This window comes from Ruegeria sp. 6PALISEP08 (assembly GCF_001238295.1).
Classification (GTDB): Bacteria; Pseudomonadota; Alphaproteobacteria; order Rhodobacterales; family Rhodobacteraceae; genus Ruegeria.
The window spans coordinates 141,174-157,613 of record NZ_LGXZ01000006.1 but is presented as its reverse complement, the minus strand read 5'-3'; the positions used below and the strand labels follow the sequence as shown (position 1 = coordinate 157,613).

Genomic DNA, 16,440 nt, shown 5'->3' with positions numbered 1-16,440 from the left:
GATTTTTCCAGACGGGAGTTCCCTTCGATGACCGAGACCCAGTTCACGCCGCGCGTGTTTTCCGGCATCCAGCCTTCTGGTGGGCTGACCCTGGGCAACTATCTGGGCGCGATGAAGCGCTTTGTGGATATGCAGGGTACAGAGTTCGAAACCATCTATTGCATGGTCGATCTGCATGCGATCACCACATGGCAGGATCCCGCAGCGCTGTCCCACAATACACGTGAGTTGTGCGCAGGTTTCATCGCGGCGGGCATCGACCCCGAACAATCGATCCTGTTCAACCAAAGCCAAGTACCCGAACATGCGCAATTGGCGTGGGTTTTCAACTGTGTCGCCCGCATGGGCTGGATGCAGCGGATGACCCAGTGGAAGGACAAGGCAGGCAAGAACCAGCAGAACGCGTCTCTGGGACTTTTTGCCTATCCGTCCCTGATGGCAGCTGACATTCTGATCTATCACGCGACACACGTGCCGGTCGGTGAGGATCAGAAACAGCACCTTGAGTTGACGCGCGACATTGCGATCAAATTCAACAACGATTTTGGCGTCGATTTCTTCCCTGTGACCGAGCCGGTGATCGAAGGCGCGGCAACCCGCGTCATGAGCTTGCGGGACGGATCAAAGAAGATGTCGAAATCCGACCCTTCGGACATGAGTCGCATCAACCTGACCGACGACGCAGACACGATTGCCAAGAAAATCCGCAAAGCCAAGACTGACCCCGATGCGCTGCCGTCGGATACCGAAGGGTTGGAGGACCGACCCGAGGCGCGCAATCTAGTCAATATCTACGCAGCCCTGAACGATCAGAGCGTAGAACAGGTTCTGTCAGAGGTAGGCAGCAAGCAGTTTGGTGACTTCAAACCGATGCTGGCCGATCTGGCAGTGGCGAAACTGGCTCCGATTTCGACCGAGATGTCTCGTTTGATGGCAGATCAGGCCGAGATTGACCGGATTCTGGCCCGTGGGGCTGAACGCGCGCGCGAGATCGCAGCCCCGGTCCTGCAAAAGACCTACGAAATCGTGGGTATGGTTGGATCAGCAACGCGCTGATTGGGCTGGACCTTCGCCTGACGCCCTCCTAGGGTTTGCCTGAATAAGAGGAGGGCGTCATGGCAACCGGCAAGAACATCCGGACCTATTTTGAAGGGCAATGGCATGAGGGCAACGCGCCAATCATGCGCGCAGCTGATCATGGTGCCTGGCTGGGGTCGTCCGTCTTTGACGGCGCACGTTATTTCGACGGCCTTGCGCCCGACTTGCACGCGCATTGCGCACGGGTGAACCGGTCCGCCGAAGCCTTGATGCTGACCCCTACCTTTTCGACGGAACAGATGGTTGAACTGGTGCACGAAGGATTGCAGGCCTACAGCCCGGACACAGCCGTCTACATCCGCCCGATGTATTGGGGGATCGACGGGGACCAAACCGCGATCGTTCCGCAGGAAAACAGCACGGGTTTTGCCATTTGTCTGGAAGAGATACCGATGGCGCCGGAAACCGCCTCGGTCACACTGACAACGACACGATTCCGCCGTCCTGTGCTGGAAAGTTCGGTCGTAAATGCCAAGGCCGGTTGCCTGTACCCCAACAACGCACGCATGCTGCAAGAGGCGCGATCAAAAGGGTTCTCGAACGCTCTGGTCGCTGATGCGATGGGAAATGTGGCCGAGACCGCAACAGCCAACATCTTCATGGTCAGGGACGGCGAAGTGTTTACGCCTGCCCCGAACGGCACTTTCCTGGCAGGGATCACGCGGGCGCGGCATATCAAGAATCTGCGCGAGGATGGTGTGACGATTCACGAGACGGTTCTGAGCTTTGAGGGTTTTCACGAGGCCGACGAAGTGTTCATGTCCGGCAACATGAACAAGGTCACGCCTGTCACCGCTCTGGACGATACGCAATTTCAGGTTGGCCCTATTGCCCGCCGGGCCCGCACACTTTATTGGGACTGGGCTGCAAGCGAACGCTAGCCTGTCGCTTTGGACGTGTCCGAGTTGCCAGCGCGCAACCTCTGGGGCATGATCCCTGAAACTTGAAGAGGACACCCATGCGTAAGTTTCTAGTTATTCTGGATGACAGCCGCGAATGTCTGAATGCGATGCGATTTGCCGCGATGCGCGCCGCACACACAGGTGGCGGAGTGACGATCCTGTCGGTGATCCCGCCAGATGAGTTCAACCACTGGATTGGTGTGGCTGAAACCATGCGTGAAGAAGCACGCGAGCGTATCCATGCCCATTTCGAGGTTTTTGCAAAATGGATGCGCGACAAACAAAACATCGAACCTGAGCTGGCCATTCGCGAAGGTGATCCGGTGTCGCAAATCATAGAACATGTGCAGTCAGACCCCGAGATCGGCGTGCTTGTGCTTGGGGCGGGTACCGACAAGAAGGGCCCCGGCCCACTGGTGACTCAGTTAACGAAGAACTCGGGCAGCCTGCCAATCCCGATCACGATCGTGCCCGGCGATCTGAGCAAAGAGAAGCTGGAAGAAATTACCTGAGGACCGAGGATGGCGAAGACGATACAGTTCTGGTTCGAATTCGCCTCGACCTATTCCTATCTCAGTGCGATGCGGATCGAAGATGCCGCGCAGGAAAAGGGTGTTTCCGTCGAATGGCATCCTTTCTTGCTTGGGCCGGTTTTCGCGGATCAGGGATGGCGCAACTCACCGTTCAACATCTATCCAGCCAAAGGCCGTTACATGTGGCGTGACATGGAACGCCTTTGCGCGGCACGGGGGCTGCCCTTTGTGCGACCCGACCCATTTCCACAAAACTCCCTGACAGCGGCGCGCCTGACACTGGCCATCGAACAGCACTCCGAAAGGGCCGCATTTGTGCGGGCTGTCTATCGGGCAGAGTTTGGGCAAGGCCAGGATATCTCGGAAAAGGATGTGTTGAAGAGGTGCCTGGAAACGGCGGGTCTGCCGCTTAACATACTGAACCGCACACAAGACGCGGACATCAAGGCAGCCCTGTTTGCGCAATCGGCGCGCGTCAAAGAGCTTGATCTGTTCGGAGCACCCAGTTTTTTAGCCGGAGATGAATTGTATTGGGGTGATGATCGGCTGGACGCAGCCCTGGATCACGCGGCTACAATTTAGAATAGTTCCAAATCTTGACTTCCCGCGCCCCTGCGCGCATATCAAAGGCACATCAGACGGAGCTGCCTCATGTTCATCCAGACCGAATCCACCCCAAACCCGGCCACGTTGAAATTCTTGCCCGGCCAAACGGTGCTTGAGGCTGGAACCGCCGATTTTCCTACGGCAGAAGCGGGCGAGAAGTCCCCGTTGGCCAATCGAATCTTTGCCGTCAATGGCGTCACCGGTGTGTTCTTTGGCAATGATTTTGTCACTGTAACCAAATCCGATGACGTTCAATGGGATCACATCAAACCGGCCATTCTGGGCGCGGTGATGGAGCATTATCAATCCGGTCAACCAGTCATGGGCGCAGATGCCGTCGCGGCCTCGGGCCATGCCGAACACACCGGAGAAGATGCTGATATCGTCAACCAGATCAAAGACTTGCTGGACAGTCGAGTACGCCCTGCAGTGGCACAAGATGGCGGTGACATCACGTTCCACGGGTTTGATCGGGGCGTCGTGTACCTGCACATGCAGGGGGCCTGCGCAGGCTGCCCGTCTTCGACGCTGACCCTGAAGATGGGTATCGAAAACCTGCTGCGCCACTACATCCCAGAAGTGACCGAGGTTCGCCCTGTTGCCGTCTGACCCGACGATTCTGGCATTTGATACATCGGCCGCGCATTGCGCGGCCGCTTTGCTGCGTGGCCGCGAAATCGTTGCATCTCGGGCCGAAGCAATGTCACGCGGGCAAGCCGAGCGCCTTGTACCGCTGCTCGAAGACGTGCTTGCCCAGGCCGATTGCGTATGGGCGGACTTGGATGCAATCGGTGTGGGCATCGGCCCAGGAAATTTCACAGGCATTCGAATCTCGGTCTCTGCCGCACGCGGGCTTTCGTTGGGTCTCGGCGTTCCGGCCGTGGGCGTTTCAGGGTTCGATGCTTTGACGGAACTAATCAATGCGGACCAGCTTCCCTGTATTCCTGCCCCGCGTGATCAGGTTTATGTGCAGGTCCCTGGCTTCGATCCACGTCTGATGCAAAGGGTTGAAGCCGAGTCGCTCGGACCTTTGTTTTCCTGCACCGATCCAGAAAAACAGGCCCGCGCCATTGCCCGACTGACCGCCGAACGGTGGCACGATGTCAGCGCATCACCAGCACCTCTGTATGTCAGACCCGCAGATGCCGCCCCGTCGCGCGATGTGCCCCCGGTCCTGTTGGACGAATGACCCCGCACGAGATGGCATCGACTCATGCCGCAGCCTTCACGCAATCGCGCCCGTGGTCTACCAGCGAATTTGCCAGCCTGCTTGTGAACCCGTTCGCCTATTATGTTGGGGATTCAAACTGCTTCGCCCTGGTCCAGGTGATCGCGGGTGAGGCCGAACTGTTGACGATTGCGACTCACCCCTCAATGCAACGGCAAGGTCTGGCGCTTAACATCATGCGCCATTGGCACGAACAAGCCGTCGCTATGAAGGCGAGTCGGGCATTTCTGGACGTCGCGGCAGACAATATGGCGGCCATCAAGCTGTACCAACGCTGTGAATATTATCAATGCGGCCTGCGAAAAGACTACTATGCGCGGGAATTCGGCCCGAAAATCGACGCACTCGTAATGGAACGCAGCTTGCCGTAACGGAAATCAGTGATTTTTTAGACCATTTGGTCAGAAATCAATTGACCCCGACGGTTGCAAACCCTCTTAATACCCGCCATCACAACAGTTATGCTCGCTAAAAGTGGGTAAACGGGACTAATCTAAACCCGTGCCAACATAAAACTGGGAGACTGAAATGACCCTGATGAAATCCTTGATGGGTGCTGCCGCTGCGGTCGCGCTGACCGCAGGTGCCGCACTGGCCGAACCGGCGCTGATCTTTGATCTGGGCGGCAAGTTCGACAAATCGTTCAACGAAGCCGCGCATAACGGTGCACAACGTTGGGCGAACGAAACGGGCGGGAAGTACCGCGAGATTGAACTGCAATCGGAAGCCCAGCGCGAGCAGGCCCTCCGCCGTTTTGCCGAAGCAGGCGCGAACCCGATCATCACCATGGGATTTGCCATGGCAGACCCTCTCAGCACGGTCGCACCGGACTATCCCGACACCAAATTTGTTGTTGTTGATGTGACTTGGCTGGACGCGCCGAACCTGCGTCAGGTCGGCTTTGCCGAACATGAGGGCTCGTATCTTGTTGGAATGATGGCGGCCATGGCGTCCGAATCTGGCACGGTTGGTTTCATCGGAGGCATGGACGTACCGCTTATCCGTCACTTTGGTTGCGGTTATGCACAGGGTGCCAAGGCCGTTAACCCGGATGTTAACGTAATTGCCAACATGACCGGAACGACCCCAGCTGCATGGAACGATCCTGTAAAAGGTTCCGAGCTTACCAAAGCACAGATCAGCCAAGGCGCTGACGTGATTTATGCCGCGGCAGGCGGAACTGGCGTTGGCGTTCTGCAGACCGCAGCTGACGAAGGCATCCTGTCGATCGGTGTCGACAGCAACCAGAATCACCTGCATCCCGGCAAAGTGCTGACTTCAATGCTGAAACGTGTGGACGTAGCCGTGTATGAAGCGATGAAAGCGGGTGACGGCGTCGAAACCGGTGTCTTCGTAATGGGTCTGGCCGACGACGGTGTTGGCGTCGCCATGGACGAAAACAACAAAGAGCTTGTTTCGGTTCGCATGAGCGATGCTGTGGACGAAGCCCGCAAGGGTATCATCAACGGTGATATCAACGTTGTCAGCTACTACGAGAACGACAGCTGCCCGGCACTGCAGTTCTAAGACACACGCGGGGCGGGGGTTTCCTCCGCCTCGCCTCTACTCTGCCGCGCCGTCTGCGCGGCCCCTTCGGCAATTGAGGACAAGACATGACCGTCCCCGCCATTGAGCTCAAAGGGATTTCCAAAGCCTTTGGGCCGGTTCAGGCCAACAAAGACATTTCCATCAGCGTCGCCCCCGGGACGATCCATGGGATCATCGGTGAAAACGGTGCGGGTAAATCTACGTTGATGAGCATCCTCTTCGGCTTCTACAAAGCCGACAAAGGTGAAATCTGGATTAACGGCACCAAGACCGATATCCCCGATAGCCAGGCAGCCATCGCCTCGGGCATCGGGATGGTGTTCCAGCACTTCAAGCTGGTGGAGAATTTTACCGTTCTGGAAAACATCGTTCTGGGTGCCGAAGATGGCGGGCTGCTGGCGCCGTCTTTGTCCAAAGCCCGTAAAGAGCTCAAAGAGCTTGAGGAAGAATACGAACTGTTCGTTGATCCCGACAAGCGTATCGATGAGATTGGCGTGGGGATGCAGCAGCGGGTCGAGATCCTGAAAGCGCTGTATCGCAAGGCCGAGATTCTGATTCTGGACGAACCCACTGGCGTGCTGACCCCGGCTGAAGCCGATCAGTTGTTCCGCATTCTCGATCGTCTGCGGGCCGAGGGGAAAACGATCATCGTGATCACGCACAAGCTGCGCGAGATCATGGAAAACACTGACACCGTTTCGGTCATGCGGCGGGGGCAGATGACAGCGACTGTCAAAACGTCCGAGACCAGCCCCGAAGAGCTGGCCGAGCTGATGGTAGGTCGCAAGGTTCTGTTGCAGGTCGACAAGGTGCCCGCAAAACCCGGCAAACCCATCCTTGAAATTGAAAAACTGAGCGTTTTCGATGCGGCGGGTGTGGAACGGGTCAAAGGTATCGACCTGACAGTGCGTGCCGGTGAAATCGTTGGCATTGCTGGTGTCGCCGGGAACGGTCAGTCAGAGTTGCTTGAGGTTCTGGGCGGTATGCGCCCGGGTCAGGGCACGATCAAACTGAACGGCCAGACTCTGGCGCTGAGCGGCGCAGGATCGGACGGGCAGGCCCGCCGTGCCCAGCATATCGCGCATGTGCCGGAAGATCGGCAGCGCGAGGGCCTGATTATGGATTTCCACGCTTGGGAGAATGTGGCCTTCGGCTATCACCGCGACCCGGCCTACCAACGTGGCATCTTCATGGACAATGCTGCCCTGCGCGCCGATACCGAAGCCAAAATCGAGAAATTCGACGTCCGTCCGCCCGACGCATGGCTGGCCGCCAAGAGCTTTTCGGGCGGCAACCAACAGAAGATCGTCGTCGCGCGCGAGATTGAGCGGAACCCGGACCTTCTGCTGGTCGGACAACCGACCCGCGGCGTGGACATCGGTGCGATTGAGTTCATTCACAAGCAAATCGTCGCGCTGCGGGATCAGGGCAAAGCGATCCTGCTTGTCTCGGTCGAACTGGAAGAGATCTTCTCGCTATCCGACCGGATTGCGGTGATGTTCGACGGTCACATCATGGGCGAACGCCTGCCTCACGAAACAGATGAAAAAGAACTGGGCCTGTTGATGGCCGGTGTTGCGGGGGAGGCCGCGTAACATGGAAAAAATGCCTAAATGGGCCGATGTAATCCTGATCCCTCTGATCAGTTTGCTTCTGGCGGCCATTTTATCGGCGCTTGTGATTCTGGCCATCGGCGAGAACCCGATCGACGCTGTGAAGCTGATGGTGACCGGCGCGCTGGGGTCGACCTATGGTTGGGGCTATACGCTCTACTACGCGACCAATTTCATGTTCACGGGCCTTGCGGTCGCCGTCGCCTTTCACGCCCGGCTGTTCAACATCGGTGGCGAAGGTCAGGCCATGCTGGGCGGGCTGGGTGTCGCGATCATCTGTCTTTCGGTCCCATGGCCGCACTGGAGCATTGCTTTGCTCGCCGCCTGCGCCGCCTCGGCCTTATTTGGTGCGGCCTGGGCTGCAATCCCAGCCTATCTGCAAGCCAAGCGTGGCAGCCATATCGTGATCACCACGATCATGTTCAACTTCATCGCCGCCGCCTTCCTGAACTACATGCTGGTGAATATAATGAAACCGGCCGGCTCGCAGGACCCTGCAACGGCGCGCTTCCCCGAAGCCACGCACTTGCCGAGTTTTCAGTCGATGTTCTCGACCGCAGACAATGTTGTATTCCGGGGCGCTCCTGCAAACATCTCTTTCTTTGTGGCAGTTCTGGCTTGCTTTGTGGTTTGGGCCCTGATCTGGCGGACGCGACTGGGCTATGAAATTCGGGCCTACGGACATTCTGAAACTGGCGCCGTTTATGCCGGCATTTCGCCTGTACGGATCACGATCATTGCGATGCTGATTTCGGGTGGATTGGCGGGCATGATGGCCATCAACAACGTCATGGGCGAGGCTGAACGTCTGGTGCTGAACCCAACCGAAGGCGCTGGTTTTATCGGTATCGCCGTCGCGCTGATGGGCCGGTCGCACCCGTTTGGGGTTTTCCTTGCGGCACTGTTGTTCGGGTTTCTCTATCAGGGCGGCGCGGAACTGGCGCTTTGGACCCAAATCCCGCGTGAGCTGATCGTGGTCATTCAGGCTTTAGTCATTCTGTTCACCGGTGCACTGGACAACATGGTGCGGATGCCGCTTGAAAAACTGTTCCTTGGTATGCGGAAGAGGGCTGAGTGATGGAATTTTTCGTTACCCTCATCCAGGTTCTGGATTCGACGATCCGCCTGTCCACGCCCCTGCTTCTGGCGTGTCTGGCTGGTCTCTTTTCGGAACGCGCAGGTATCTTTGACATCGGCCTCGAAGGTAAAATGCTGATGGCGGCTTTCTTTTCGGCAGCCATCGCAGCCGTCACGGGATCTGTTTGGCTGGGGTTGCTGGCCGGTATCGCGTCCTCGATGTTGCTGTCGGGCCTGCACGGGCTGGCGTCGATCACATTCCGAGGCAATCAGCTGATCTCGGGTGTGGCCATCAACTTTCTCGCCTCGGGGCTGACCGTTTTGATCGCCCAAAGCTGGTTCCAGCAAGGCGGTCGCACACCATCCCTTTTTGGCGGCGGGCGGTTTGAACCCATTAATTTCCCGTTTGCTGAATCGCTCAGTGGTGTACCCATTTTCGGCCCGATTTATTCCGAGTTGCTCTCGGGTCATTCGATCCTGGTCTATGTGGCGTTTCTGATGGTTCCAGCAACGTGGTGGGTTTTGTATCGCACCCGGTTCGGCCTGCGCCTGCGGGCCGTGGGGGAAAACCCCGCGGCAGTGGATACAGCAGGTGTATCCGTGGTTGGTCTGCGTTTTGCCGCAGTCGCCATCTGTGGCGTTTTGTGCGGCATCGCAGGCGCTTATCTGGCCACTGCCTTGCAAGCTGGGTTCGTCAAGGAAATGACCGCCGGTCGCGGGTTCATCGCGCTGGCCGCGCTGATCTTTGCCAAATGGCGCCCTTGGCACGCCATGTGGGCTTGCCTACTGTTTGGCCTGTTGCAGGCCGTTGCGCTGCGGTTCCAGAATATCGATCTGGGCGGGATCGTGATCCCGGTGCAGATGATGGACGCCTTGCCCTATATCCTGACGGTGGTGATTCTGGCTGGCTTCGTCGGTAAGGCCGTACCGCCACGTGCGGGTGGCGAGCCCTATGTAAAGGAACGCTGATAAGTCCAGTTCCGGGACAAATTTAAATCCTGTTCGCTGCAGAGCGGCATGCAGAGTTGATTTTGTATGCCGCACCCGCTCTAAGGGGGTATGCACGTCTACCTGCCCATAGCCGAAGTGTCTGTCAGCCCATTCCTGCTGTTGGGGATCGGTGGGCTTGTGGGTGTTTTGTCGGGCATGTTCGGCGTAGGTGGCGGGTTTCTGATAACACCGCTTCTGTTTTTCATTGGCGTTCCCCCTGCGGTTGCGGTGGCGACCTCGGCCAATCAGGTCGTTGCATCCTCTTTCTCGGGATTGATGGCGCATCTGAAACGCAAAACCGTAGATCTGAAGATGGGAACGGTGCTGCTGATCGGCGGAGTGTTTGGTGCAGGATTGGGTATGGTGGCCTTCAATTTCCTGAAACATCTGGGTCAGGTCGATTTGGCCGTACAGTTGTGTTACGTCTTCTTTCTTGGCGTCATCGGCACTTTGATGTTCATCGAAAGCTTGTCCGCCATCCGTCGCGCCAAACAGGCAGGCAGAAACCCCGCTCCCAAACGACGCCAGCGCAATTGGATACATGCGTTGCCGTTCAAAACACGGTTTCGGGCCTCCAGCCTATACATCTCGGTCATCCCGCCAGTGTTGGTCGGGTTCGGCGTCGGTATTCTGTCGGCGATCATGGGTGTGGGTGGCGGGTTCATCATGGTACCCGCGATGATCTACGTGCTTGGCATCCCGACAAAAGTGGTCATCGGAACATCCTTGTTTCAGATCATTTTTGTGGCCGGGTTCACCACGATGATCCACGCCTCGACCAACTTCAGCGTCGATATCATCCTGGCCGTTCTATTGTTGCTGGGTGGTGTTCTGGGCGCGCAGTTCGGAACGATGATTGGTGCCCGCTTGCGGGCTGAGCAGTTGCGCATTCTGCTGGCGCTTCTTGTCATGAGCGTTGCTATCAAGATCGGCTTTGACCTGCTTGTGCATCCGGATGAGGTCTTCTCGCTCACCGAGCCCGGAGGGGTTTGACCGTGACAAAACGCATCGCGCGGCAACTACCTCTTTTTTATTCAACTTCAATAGGCGACAACGCGAAGAAAAACGCAGAGTGACGGTACCATGTATATATACCTGCCCATAGCCGAAGTATCGGTGAATGCATTCCTCCTGCTTGGTCTGGGTGGGATGGTTGGCGTTCTGTCCGGGATGTTCGGAGTCGGCGGCGGTTTTCTCATGACGCCGCTTCTGTTCTTCATCGGCATCCCCCCGGCTGTGGCCGTTGCGACCGAGGCCAACCAGATTGTGGCGTCGTCCTTTTCCGGTGTTCTGGCGCATTTCCGACGAAAAACCGTGGACCTCAAGATGGGAACGGTGCTGCTGGTCGGGGGCCTTATAGGCGCTGCTTTGGGTGTGGTTGTTTTCAACTACCTCAAAAGTCTGGGTCAGGTCGATCTGCTGGTTATGCTGTGTTACGTGGTTTTCCTTGGCGTCATCGGCAGCCTGATGTTCGTCGAAAGCCTCAGGGCACTGCGCAAGGCCAAAAGGGGTGGAGCCGCCCCTGCCAAACGCCGTCAGCGCGGCTGGATTCACGCCCTGCCCTTCAAGATGCGGTTCCGCACATCAGGTCTTTACATCTCGGTCATTCCGCCTGTTTTGGTTGGGCTTTGCGTCGGCGTCTTGTCGGCAATCATGGGTGTTGGTGGCGGCTTCATCATGGTTCCAGCCATGATCTATCTGCTGGGCATGCCTACAAAGGTTGTTGTTGGCACATCCCTGTTTCAAATCATCTTCGTGACAGCCTTCACCACGATGCTTCATGCCACAACCAACTACACGGTCGACGTTGTTCTGGCCGTATTGTTGTTGGTCGGCGGCGTAATTGGTGCGCAGATCGGTACCGTGATTGGCGCGCGGATGCCGGCGGAACAGCTGCGCGTTCTGCTGGCTGCTCTGGTTCTGGTGGTTTGTGGCAAGCTGGCTCTTGATCTGCTTTTGCAGCCTGCCGAGCTTTACTCACTTGGAAACGGGGGAGGACACTGAGGATGCTGCGTTCACTCATTGCCGCTTTTTGTCTGTTGTGCCTGCCCGTATCTGCAGCGGAAGAACAGGTTGTTCTGGGTCTTAGCCAGGATCGGGTTGCGATCACGGCGACCTTTGACGGCTCCGAGCTTCTCATTTTCGGGGCCATCAAACGGGAAACCCCTATTCCGCCCGGCCCACCCGTCGAGGTCATCGTCGCGGTCGCCGGTCCTTCTGAGCCGGTCACCGTGCGCCGCAAGGAACGAAAGCTGGGGATCTGGGTCAACACCGACAGTGTCCTTGTCGACCTTGCGCCCAGTTTCTATGCCGTCGCCACCAGCGGACCTTTGGATGACATTCTGACTGACACTGAAGATCTGCGCTATCGCGTGTCGATCGAACGTGCGATCCGCTCTGTTGGTGCTGCGATGCATATCCGCGGAGCGCAGGATTTCGCAGATGCTGTGGTTCGCATCCGCGAAGATGAAAACCTCTATTCCATTCGCGAAGCCACGGTGGCTGTGGACGAACAAACCCTGTTCCGCACCTCAATCGACATGCCCGCCGACCTGACTGAGGGGGACTATACTGCCCGTATTTTCCTGACCCGCAGTGGAGAGGTGGTTTCGCAATACGAGACGACCATTGATGTCCGCAAAGTCGGCCTGGAACGGTTCCTGTACAACATGTCGCGCCAGCAACCCGTCTGGTACGGTTTGATGTCGCTGGTTATCGCGATTGCGGCAGGTTGGGGCGCTTCGACGGCTTTCCGTCTGTTGCGCGACAAGTAACGGTCAACCCCTGCCGACATAAGGCATGGTCGTGGCCATGACGGTCATGAACTGAACATTCGCCTCGGGCGGCAGGGTTGCCATATGCAGGACGGAGCGCGCCGCGTCTTCGACGGCCATGGTCGGGTCTGGCGTGTCCCCCGCCGCCTGCGCGGCCTCCACAAGACCCTGAACCATTTGCGTGCGGGCGTTCCCGATGTCGATCTGCCCGCAGGCTATTCCAAAAGGCCGCCCGTCCAAAGACAAGCTGCGGGTCAGTCCGGTAATCGCGTGTTTTGTAGCCGAATAATGCACAGAGTTCGGACGCGGAACATGTGCGGCAATCGAGCCATTGTTGATGATCCGCCCACCTTGCGGGTTCTGATGACGCATGATCCGAAAGGCTTCGCGTGCGCACAGGAACATGCCGTTCAGGTTGACACTGACGCTTTGATACCAATCCTCAAGTGCGATTTCGTCAATAGTGCCCCCCGGAGCAAAGATACCGGCGTTGTTGAATAAGACATCCAGACGCCCGACCTCGTCCTTAAACTTGCGGAACGCTGTCGTCACAGCCTCGGGGTCAGTTACATCAGCTGGCAAGGATACCGCATTGCCGTGTTTTTGCGCCAGGGCATTCAGCTTATCCGCACTGCGCGCCAACACCCCGACTGTCCATCCTTGGGCCAGGAACAGTTCAGCCGTGGCCAGACCTATACCAGAGCTTGCGCCGGTAACGATGATGGATGTCATGTCTCTTCTGCCTCCAGTGTCAGTGACGCCGCAGGAACCGCCCGCAAGTCATCCACCTGCAACGGGTACGTTGGTTTCGACAACCGGTTGCGCACAACCCAGATCAGCCGCTCTTGCGCGCGGGTGATCGCCACGTAAGCCAAACGTTTCCATAAGGGCTGGCCGGCCTCAGTCCGGCCCATTCGGGCTGCGGCATAGATATCCGGCGCAAAGACCTGAACCGTATCCCATTGCGATCCTTGCGCCTTGTGAATCGTCACCGCCGCACCGTGCAGAAACGTCGCGCCCATACGCGCGGCAAAAGGAATGAACGGTTCTTCCTCATCTGGCTTCTCGATCTGAACAATCGACGCCGCGCTGACCTGAGGGTCTTCAGCCCCCATAACATGCAACCGCGAGAATCCCGGCTTTCGCCCCGGCCCCAGATACACGACCTGAGCCCCCTTGATCAGTCCGCGCGCCTCAAGATCCAGACGTTTCTTTCGATGTTTCAACGGCAATTCGAGCCCGTCACAAATCAGCGGCTCTCCCTCCAACAGCTCCGTCTCTGGTGCGCCATGGACGTTCCTGAACGCCTGAATCAGACGAATGCGCGTGGCGTTGCGCCAGACCAGAACCGGGCTGCGCGCCATCAGGTCGACCTCGACCCGCTGCCCCCAGACCACCCGGTCGTCGCGGCGGGCTATCTCTTCGACCAAACGTTCGAAATCTTCAAACCCCATCGCCGGATCAGCCAAAGCATGGGCCAGATCGAGGATTGGATTGTCCGCATCCTGCCTGTGAACCCGTTCAAGGGTCAGCTTCCGGGGTTCGGGCAATGCCTCAAACACCATGCTGCCTGATTGATTTACTGGTGCCAGCTGTGCCGGGTCACCAAACAACAGAAGAGTTGCGAAAATCTCTTTCAGATCCTCGAACTGACGGTCGTCCAGCATCGACGCTTCATCGACAAATCCGATGTCCAAAGGTTCTTCGCGGCGTTTCCACCCCGTGATGAAATCCGATCCCCGCAAACCGGCCGCGGCCAGTGCTCCCGGGATGGATTTGTTGTTTTCGTAAAACGCCGCGGCCCGATCCAGGGCTTCATCTGTCAGCCCTTCGATCTCGGGGCGTTCATCGTTGCCCGCCAGCCATTCGGCAATGCGCTCGTATTCCGGGTCATAAACCGGCGTATAGAGAATGCGGTGAATTGTAGTGGCAGGCACGCCACGCAGTCGCAGAACGCTTGCAGCCTTGTTTGTGGGGGCCAGAATGGCAAGGCTGCGCTTGTCCCTGGACTTGCGACTTTCATAGTCACCGGACACGATCTGCACCCCGGTCTCTGCCAGCGCTTTGTACAGTTCAGCCAACAGCAGGGTTTTACCTGAACCGGCCTTACCGATTACGGCCATTACGCCGGATTTCCCTGCCCCCGGCAGCTTGAGTAGGGCGTCATCTTCCAGATCGACACCCGCTGATCGCAGCATCTCTGCGATGCTGTCAAATGCGGCGGCCTGGTCATCCGAGAAGGTTACATTTTGCAAAGACATGGCGCGACCCTACAGGGCCGCGCCGACCATCACCAGATGTGGAATGGCGTTTTCAACTGCTTACGCGGACAAGGCAAACCGGTGCTGTTTTTTGGGCCCAAACGCTGTGTTGAACCACAGGCGCGAAAGCTCGCGCGGGATACCAGCGCGTTCCGCCACGCGATTGCAGTCATCCGCCGAATAAGGCCACAACCCGATCGAGACCTGATCCCGTCCTCTGCCCTGGGTGCCCAGAACCTCGGGCGACGAGCCGATCAGACGATAGATACGGATCATACGCGCATCAAAGACACCGGCGATATGGGTCAGGCCAAAACCTTCCATCATTTCGCCGCCGCTCAGCATATTGGCTCCAGCCGTATGTGGACCTGCGTTGCTTGACAGGCAGAACCGGGTCACTTCCCAGATCAGCGGGCTGCAAATGGGTTTGCCACCGTTAAGATGCCCGAATATCTCGTTGATCATCACCCGGCCCGTTGTGGGCAGAACCCGCATTGACCCGCCATGACTGCCGTCCGGCTCTTCCCAAATGACATAGAGCGGGTTGAGCGCATCATACTCACCCCGCTCTTCCCCCTGTTCATTGACATGGACATCCCACCCCAGCCGGGTTTTGAACTGATCCGCACGATCCTTGAACATCCCTTCCGCCAGAGTTGGAAATCTGTACAACTGATCGGCATATAAATAACGCAACATGACTTGTTCCCCTTGTAGTCCTGTGCAGGAACGAAGGGGGTACAGAGTCGTGGTTAATATTGCGTGTGGAAGGCGCGCTCGCCTTAAACGACTATTAATCCTCGGCTGAGCGCAGTTGCGATGGCATGGGTGGTGTTATGGGCACCCAATTTGGACCGGGCGCTTTCGATATAGACACGCAGCGTATGCTCTGAAATCGACAGAGAATGCGCCACTTGTGCCCGGCTGTAGCCCAAAGCCAAAAGGGTGATCGCGTCGATTTCCCGTGGTGACAGATTGCGTGCGGAATCCGGTTGCCTGTCTTTTTCGAATTCAAGCGCTTTGCGATTGATGTAATGCGCAACCAGAATTAACTCCCGCCCGTAGGTTGAAATAAAGCGTTGCCAGGTCTGATCATCGCAACTGTGGTTTACAGTGAACAGGGCAAACTGCCCATTCGGGCCCCTGATCGGAATGGAATAGCCCTGATTGCCAACACCGTGGCTTCTGGCATCTTCAAGAAAGGATTTTGCGATCCTGCTCGACCAGTCCAGAGATTTCCAGTCGACCGGATGAAATCTTTGGAAGCATCCAAGAATAACCGGGTCAATACGATGGTAATTCTTGTTTCGGTAGCGCTCGTCCCAGGCATCTGAATAGGTGGTGTAGCCGTATTGATCGCCAGCGCCATCGACCCAGTGATAGGTCAAATGTTCGACCTGCAGAATACCCCGCAATCGCTCTGCAACATTGCTGAGTTCTTCAAGCGTGTTGGTGTTTTCCAAATCCTGAAGGATCTGACCCAATTCGACTTCTGTTCCCATCCGCGGGCGCTCGTGCCTCGTTCTTCAGGGACGCAATCTCGGCCGCTGCGATCAATCTTGTGTCATCAAGCTGCTCGGCAAGCGCGCTCAACCCGTTCGCAACGGCGAAAGCATTGAGGTCCGACAGTACGTCCAATATCCACTCATTCTGCGCCATTAGGGTCTCTCTGAAACAGTTAACGAAGCGTTAACACAACCATAACATGTATGATCTTTTTCGACCTATTCACCGGTTTCTACTCCCCAAAAATAGCGGGGGCGGAAAATGTAAGTGTTTGAAAGTCCGAAAGGCTTTGTCGAAACGCAAT

18 protein-coding genes are annotated in these 16,440 nt (G+C 57.1%); 14 read left to right on the top strand and 4 right to left on the bottom strand.

Annotated features, from left to right (window positions below; all coding sequences use genetic code 11):
- Positions 1–27 precede the first annotated feature (27 nt).
- From trpS to ALB80_RS10855, 14 genes are all read left to right on the top strand, one after another.
- A complete protein-coding gene (gene trpS / locus ALB80_RS10920; protein ID WP_050604096.1) occupies positions 28–1,056 on the top strand; it encodes a tryptophan--tRNA ligase in 1,029 nt (342 codons plus the stop codon).
- Between the two features lie 59 nt (positions 1,057–1,115).
- Positions 1,116–1,979, top strand: a complete 864-nt coding sequence (locus ALB80_RS10915; RefSeq protein WP_050604095.1) for a branched-chain amino acid aminotransferase — start codon at positions 1,116–1,118, stop codon at positions 1,977–1,979.
- 77 nt (positions 1,980–2,056) lie between these two features.
- A complete protein-coding gene (locus ALB80_RS10910; protein WP_050604094.1) occupies positions 2,057–2,512 on the top strand; it encodes a universal stress protein in 456 nt (151 codons plus the stop codon).
- A 9-nt stretch (positions 2,513–2,521) separates the two neighbouring features.
- Positions 2,522–3,115 (top strand): 2-hydroxychromene-2-carboxylate isomerase, encoded by a 594-nt coding sequence (locus tag ALB80_RS10905; RefSeq protein ID WP_050604093.1) that lies wholly within the window; start codon positions 2,522–2,524, stop codon positions 3,113–3,115.
- 69 nt (positions 3,116–3,184) lie between these two features.
- Positions 3,185–3,748 (top strand): NifU family protein, encoded by a 564-nt coding sequence (locus ALB80_RS10900; RefSeq protein ID WP_050604092.1) that lies wholly within the window; start codon positions 3,185–3,187, stop codon positions 3,746–3,748.
- Complete coding sequence (gene tsaB / locus ALB80_RS10895; protein WP_050604091.1) at positions 3,738–4,328, top strand: tRNA (adenosine(37)-N6)-threonylcarbamoyltransferase complex dimerization subunit type 1 TsaB; 591 nt, start codon at positions 3,738–3,740, stop codon at positions 4,326–4,328. Before ALB80_RS10900 ends, tsaB begins: the two co-directional genes overlap by 11 nt.
- Positions 4,325–4,738 (top strand): GNAT family N-acetyltransferase, encoded by a 414-nt coding sequence (locus ALB80_RS10890; protein WP_083445268.1) that lies wholly within the window; start codon positions 4,325–4,327, stop codon positions 4,736–4,738. Before tsaB ends, ALB80_RS10890 begins: the two co-directional genes overlap by 4 nt.
- Before the next feature lie 157 nt (positions 4,739–4,895).
- On the top strand, positions 4,896–5,894 hold the full coding sequence (locus ALB80_RS10885) for a BMP family protein (protein ID WP_050604090.1): 999 nt from the start codon (positions 4,896–4,898) through the stop codon (positions 5,892–5,894).
- 86 nt (positions 5,895–5,980) lie between these two features.
- A complete protein-coding gene (locus tag ALB80_RS10880; RefSeq protein ID WP_050604089.1) occupies positions 5,981–7,510 on the top strand; it encodes an ABC transporter ATP-binding protein in 1,530 nt (509 codons plus the stop codon).
- 1 nt (position 7,511) lies between these two features.
- Entirely contained in the window at positions 7,512–8,606 is a 1,095-nt protein-coding gene (locus tag ALB80_RS10875) for an ABC transporter permease (RefSeq protein WP_050604088.1), read from the top strand.
- Positions 8,606–9,574, top strand: coding sequence for an ABC transporter permease (locus ALB80_RS10870; RefSeq protein WP_050604087.1), 969 nt, complete (start codon positions 8,606–8,608; stop codon positions 9,572–9,574). The genes ALB80_RS10875 and ALB80_RS10870 overlap by 1 nt, the downstream gene beginning before the upstream one ends.
- Positions 9,575–9,664: 90 nt before the next feature.
- Positions 9,665–10,588 carry a sulfite exporter TauE/SafE family protein gene (locus ALB80_RS10865; protein WP_050604086.1) on the top strand — a complete coding sequence of 308 codons (924 nt, stop codon included), beginning with the start codon at positions 9,665–9,667 and terminating at the stop codon, positions 10,586–10,588.
- A 90-nt stretch (positions 10,589–10,678) separates the two neighbouring features.
- Complete coding sequence (locus tag ALB80_RS10860; RefSeq protein WP_050604085.1) at positions 10,679–11,599, top strand: sulfite exporter TauE/SafE family protein; 921 nt, start codon at positions 10,679–10,681, stop codon at positions 11,597–11,599.
- 2 nt (positions 11,600–11,601) lie between these two features.
- Entirely contained in the window at positions 11,602–12,369 is a 768-nt protein-coding gene (locus ALB80_RS10855) for a TIGR02186 family protein (RefSeq protein ID WP_050604084.1), read from the top strand.
- Positions 12,370–12,372: 3 nt separating this feature from the next.
- Here ALB80_RS10855 and ALB80_RS10850 read toward each other — a convergent pair whose 3' ends face one another.
- The 4 genes from ALB80_RS10850 to ALB80_RS10835 all read right to left on the bottom strand — a co-directional run bounded on the left by ALB80_RS10850 (position 12,373) and on the right by ALB80_RS10835 (position 16,132).
- A complete protein-coding gene (locus ALB80_RS10850) occupies positions 12,373–13,101 on the bottom strand; it encodes an SDR family oxidoreductase (protein ID WP_050604083.1) in 729 nt (242 codons plus the stop codon).
- On the bottom strand, positions 13,098–14,630 hold the full coding sequence (locus ALB80_RS10845) for an ATP-dependent RecD-like DNA helicase (RefSeq protein WP_050604082.1): 1,533 nt from the start codon (positions 14,628–14,630) through the stop codon (positions 13,098–13,100). The genes ALB80_RS10850 and ALB80_RS10845 overlap by 4 nt, the downstream gene beginning before the upstream one ends.
- A 60-nt stretch (positions 14,631–14,690) precedes the next feature.
- Positions 14,691–15,329, bottom strand: coding sequence for an acyl-homoserine-lactone synthase (locus ALB80_RS10840; protein WP_050604081.1), 639 nt, complete (start codon positions 15,327–15,329; stop codon positions 14,691–14,693).
- 83 nt (positions 15,330–15,412) lie between these two features.
- Positions 15,413–16,132, bottom strand: a complete 720-nt coding sequence (locus tag ALB80_RS10835) for a LuxR family transcriptional regulator (protein WP_050604080.1) — start codon at positions 16,130–16,132, stop codon at positions 15,413–15,415.
- Between the last annotated feature and the right edge of the window lie 308 nt (positions 16,133–16,440).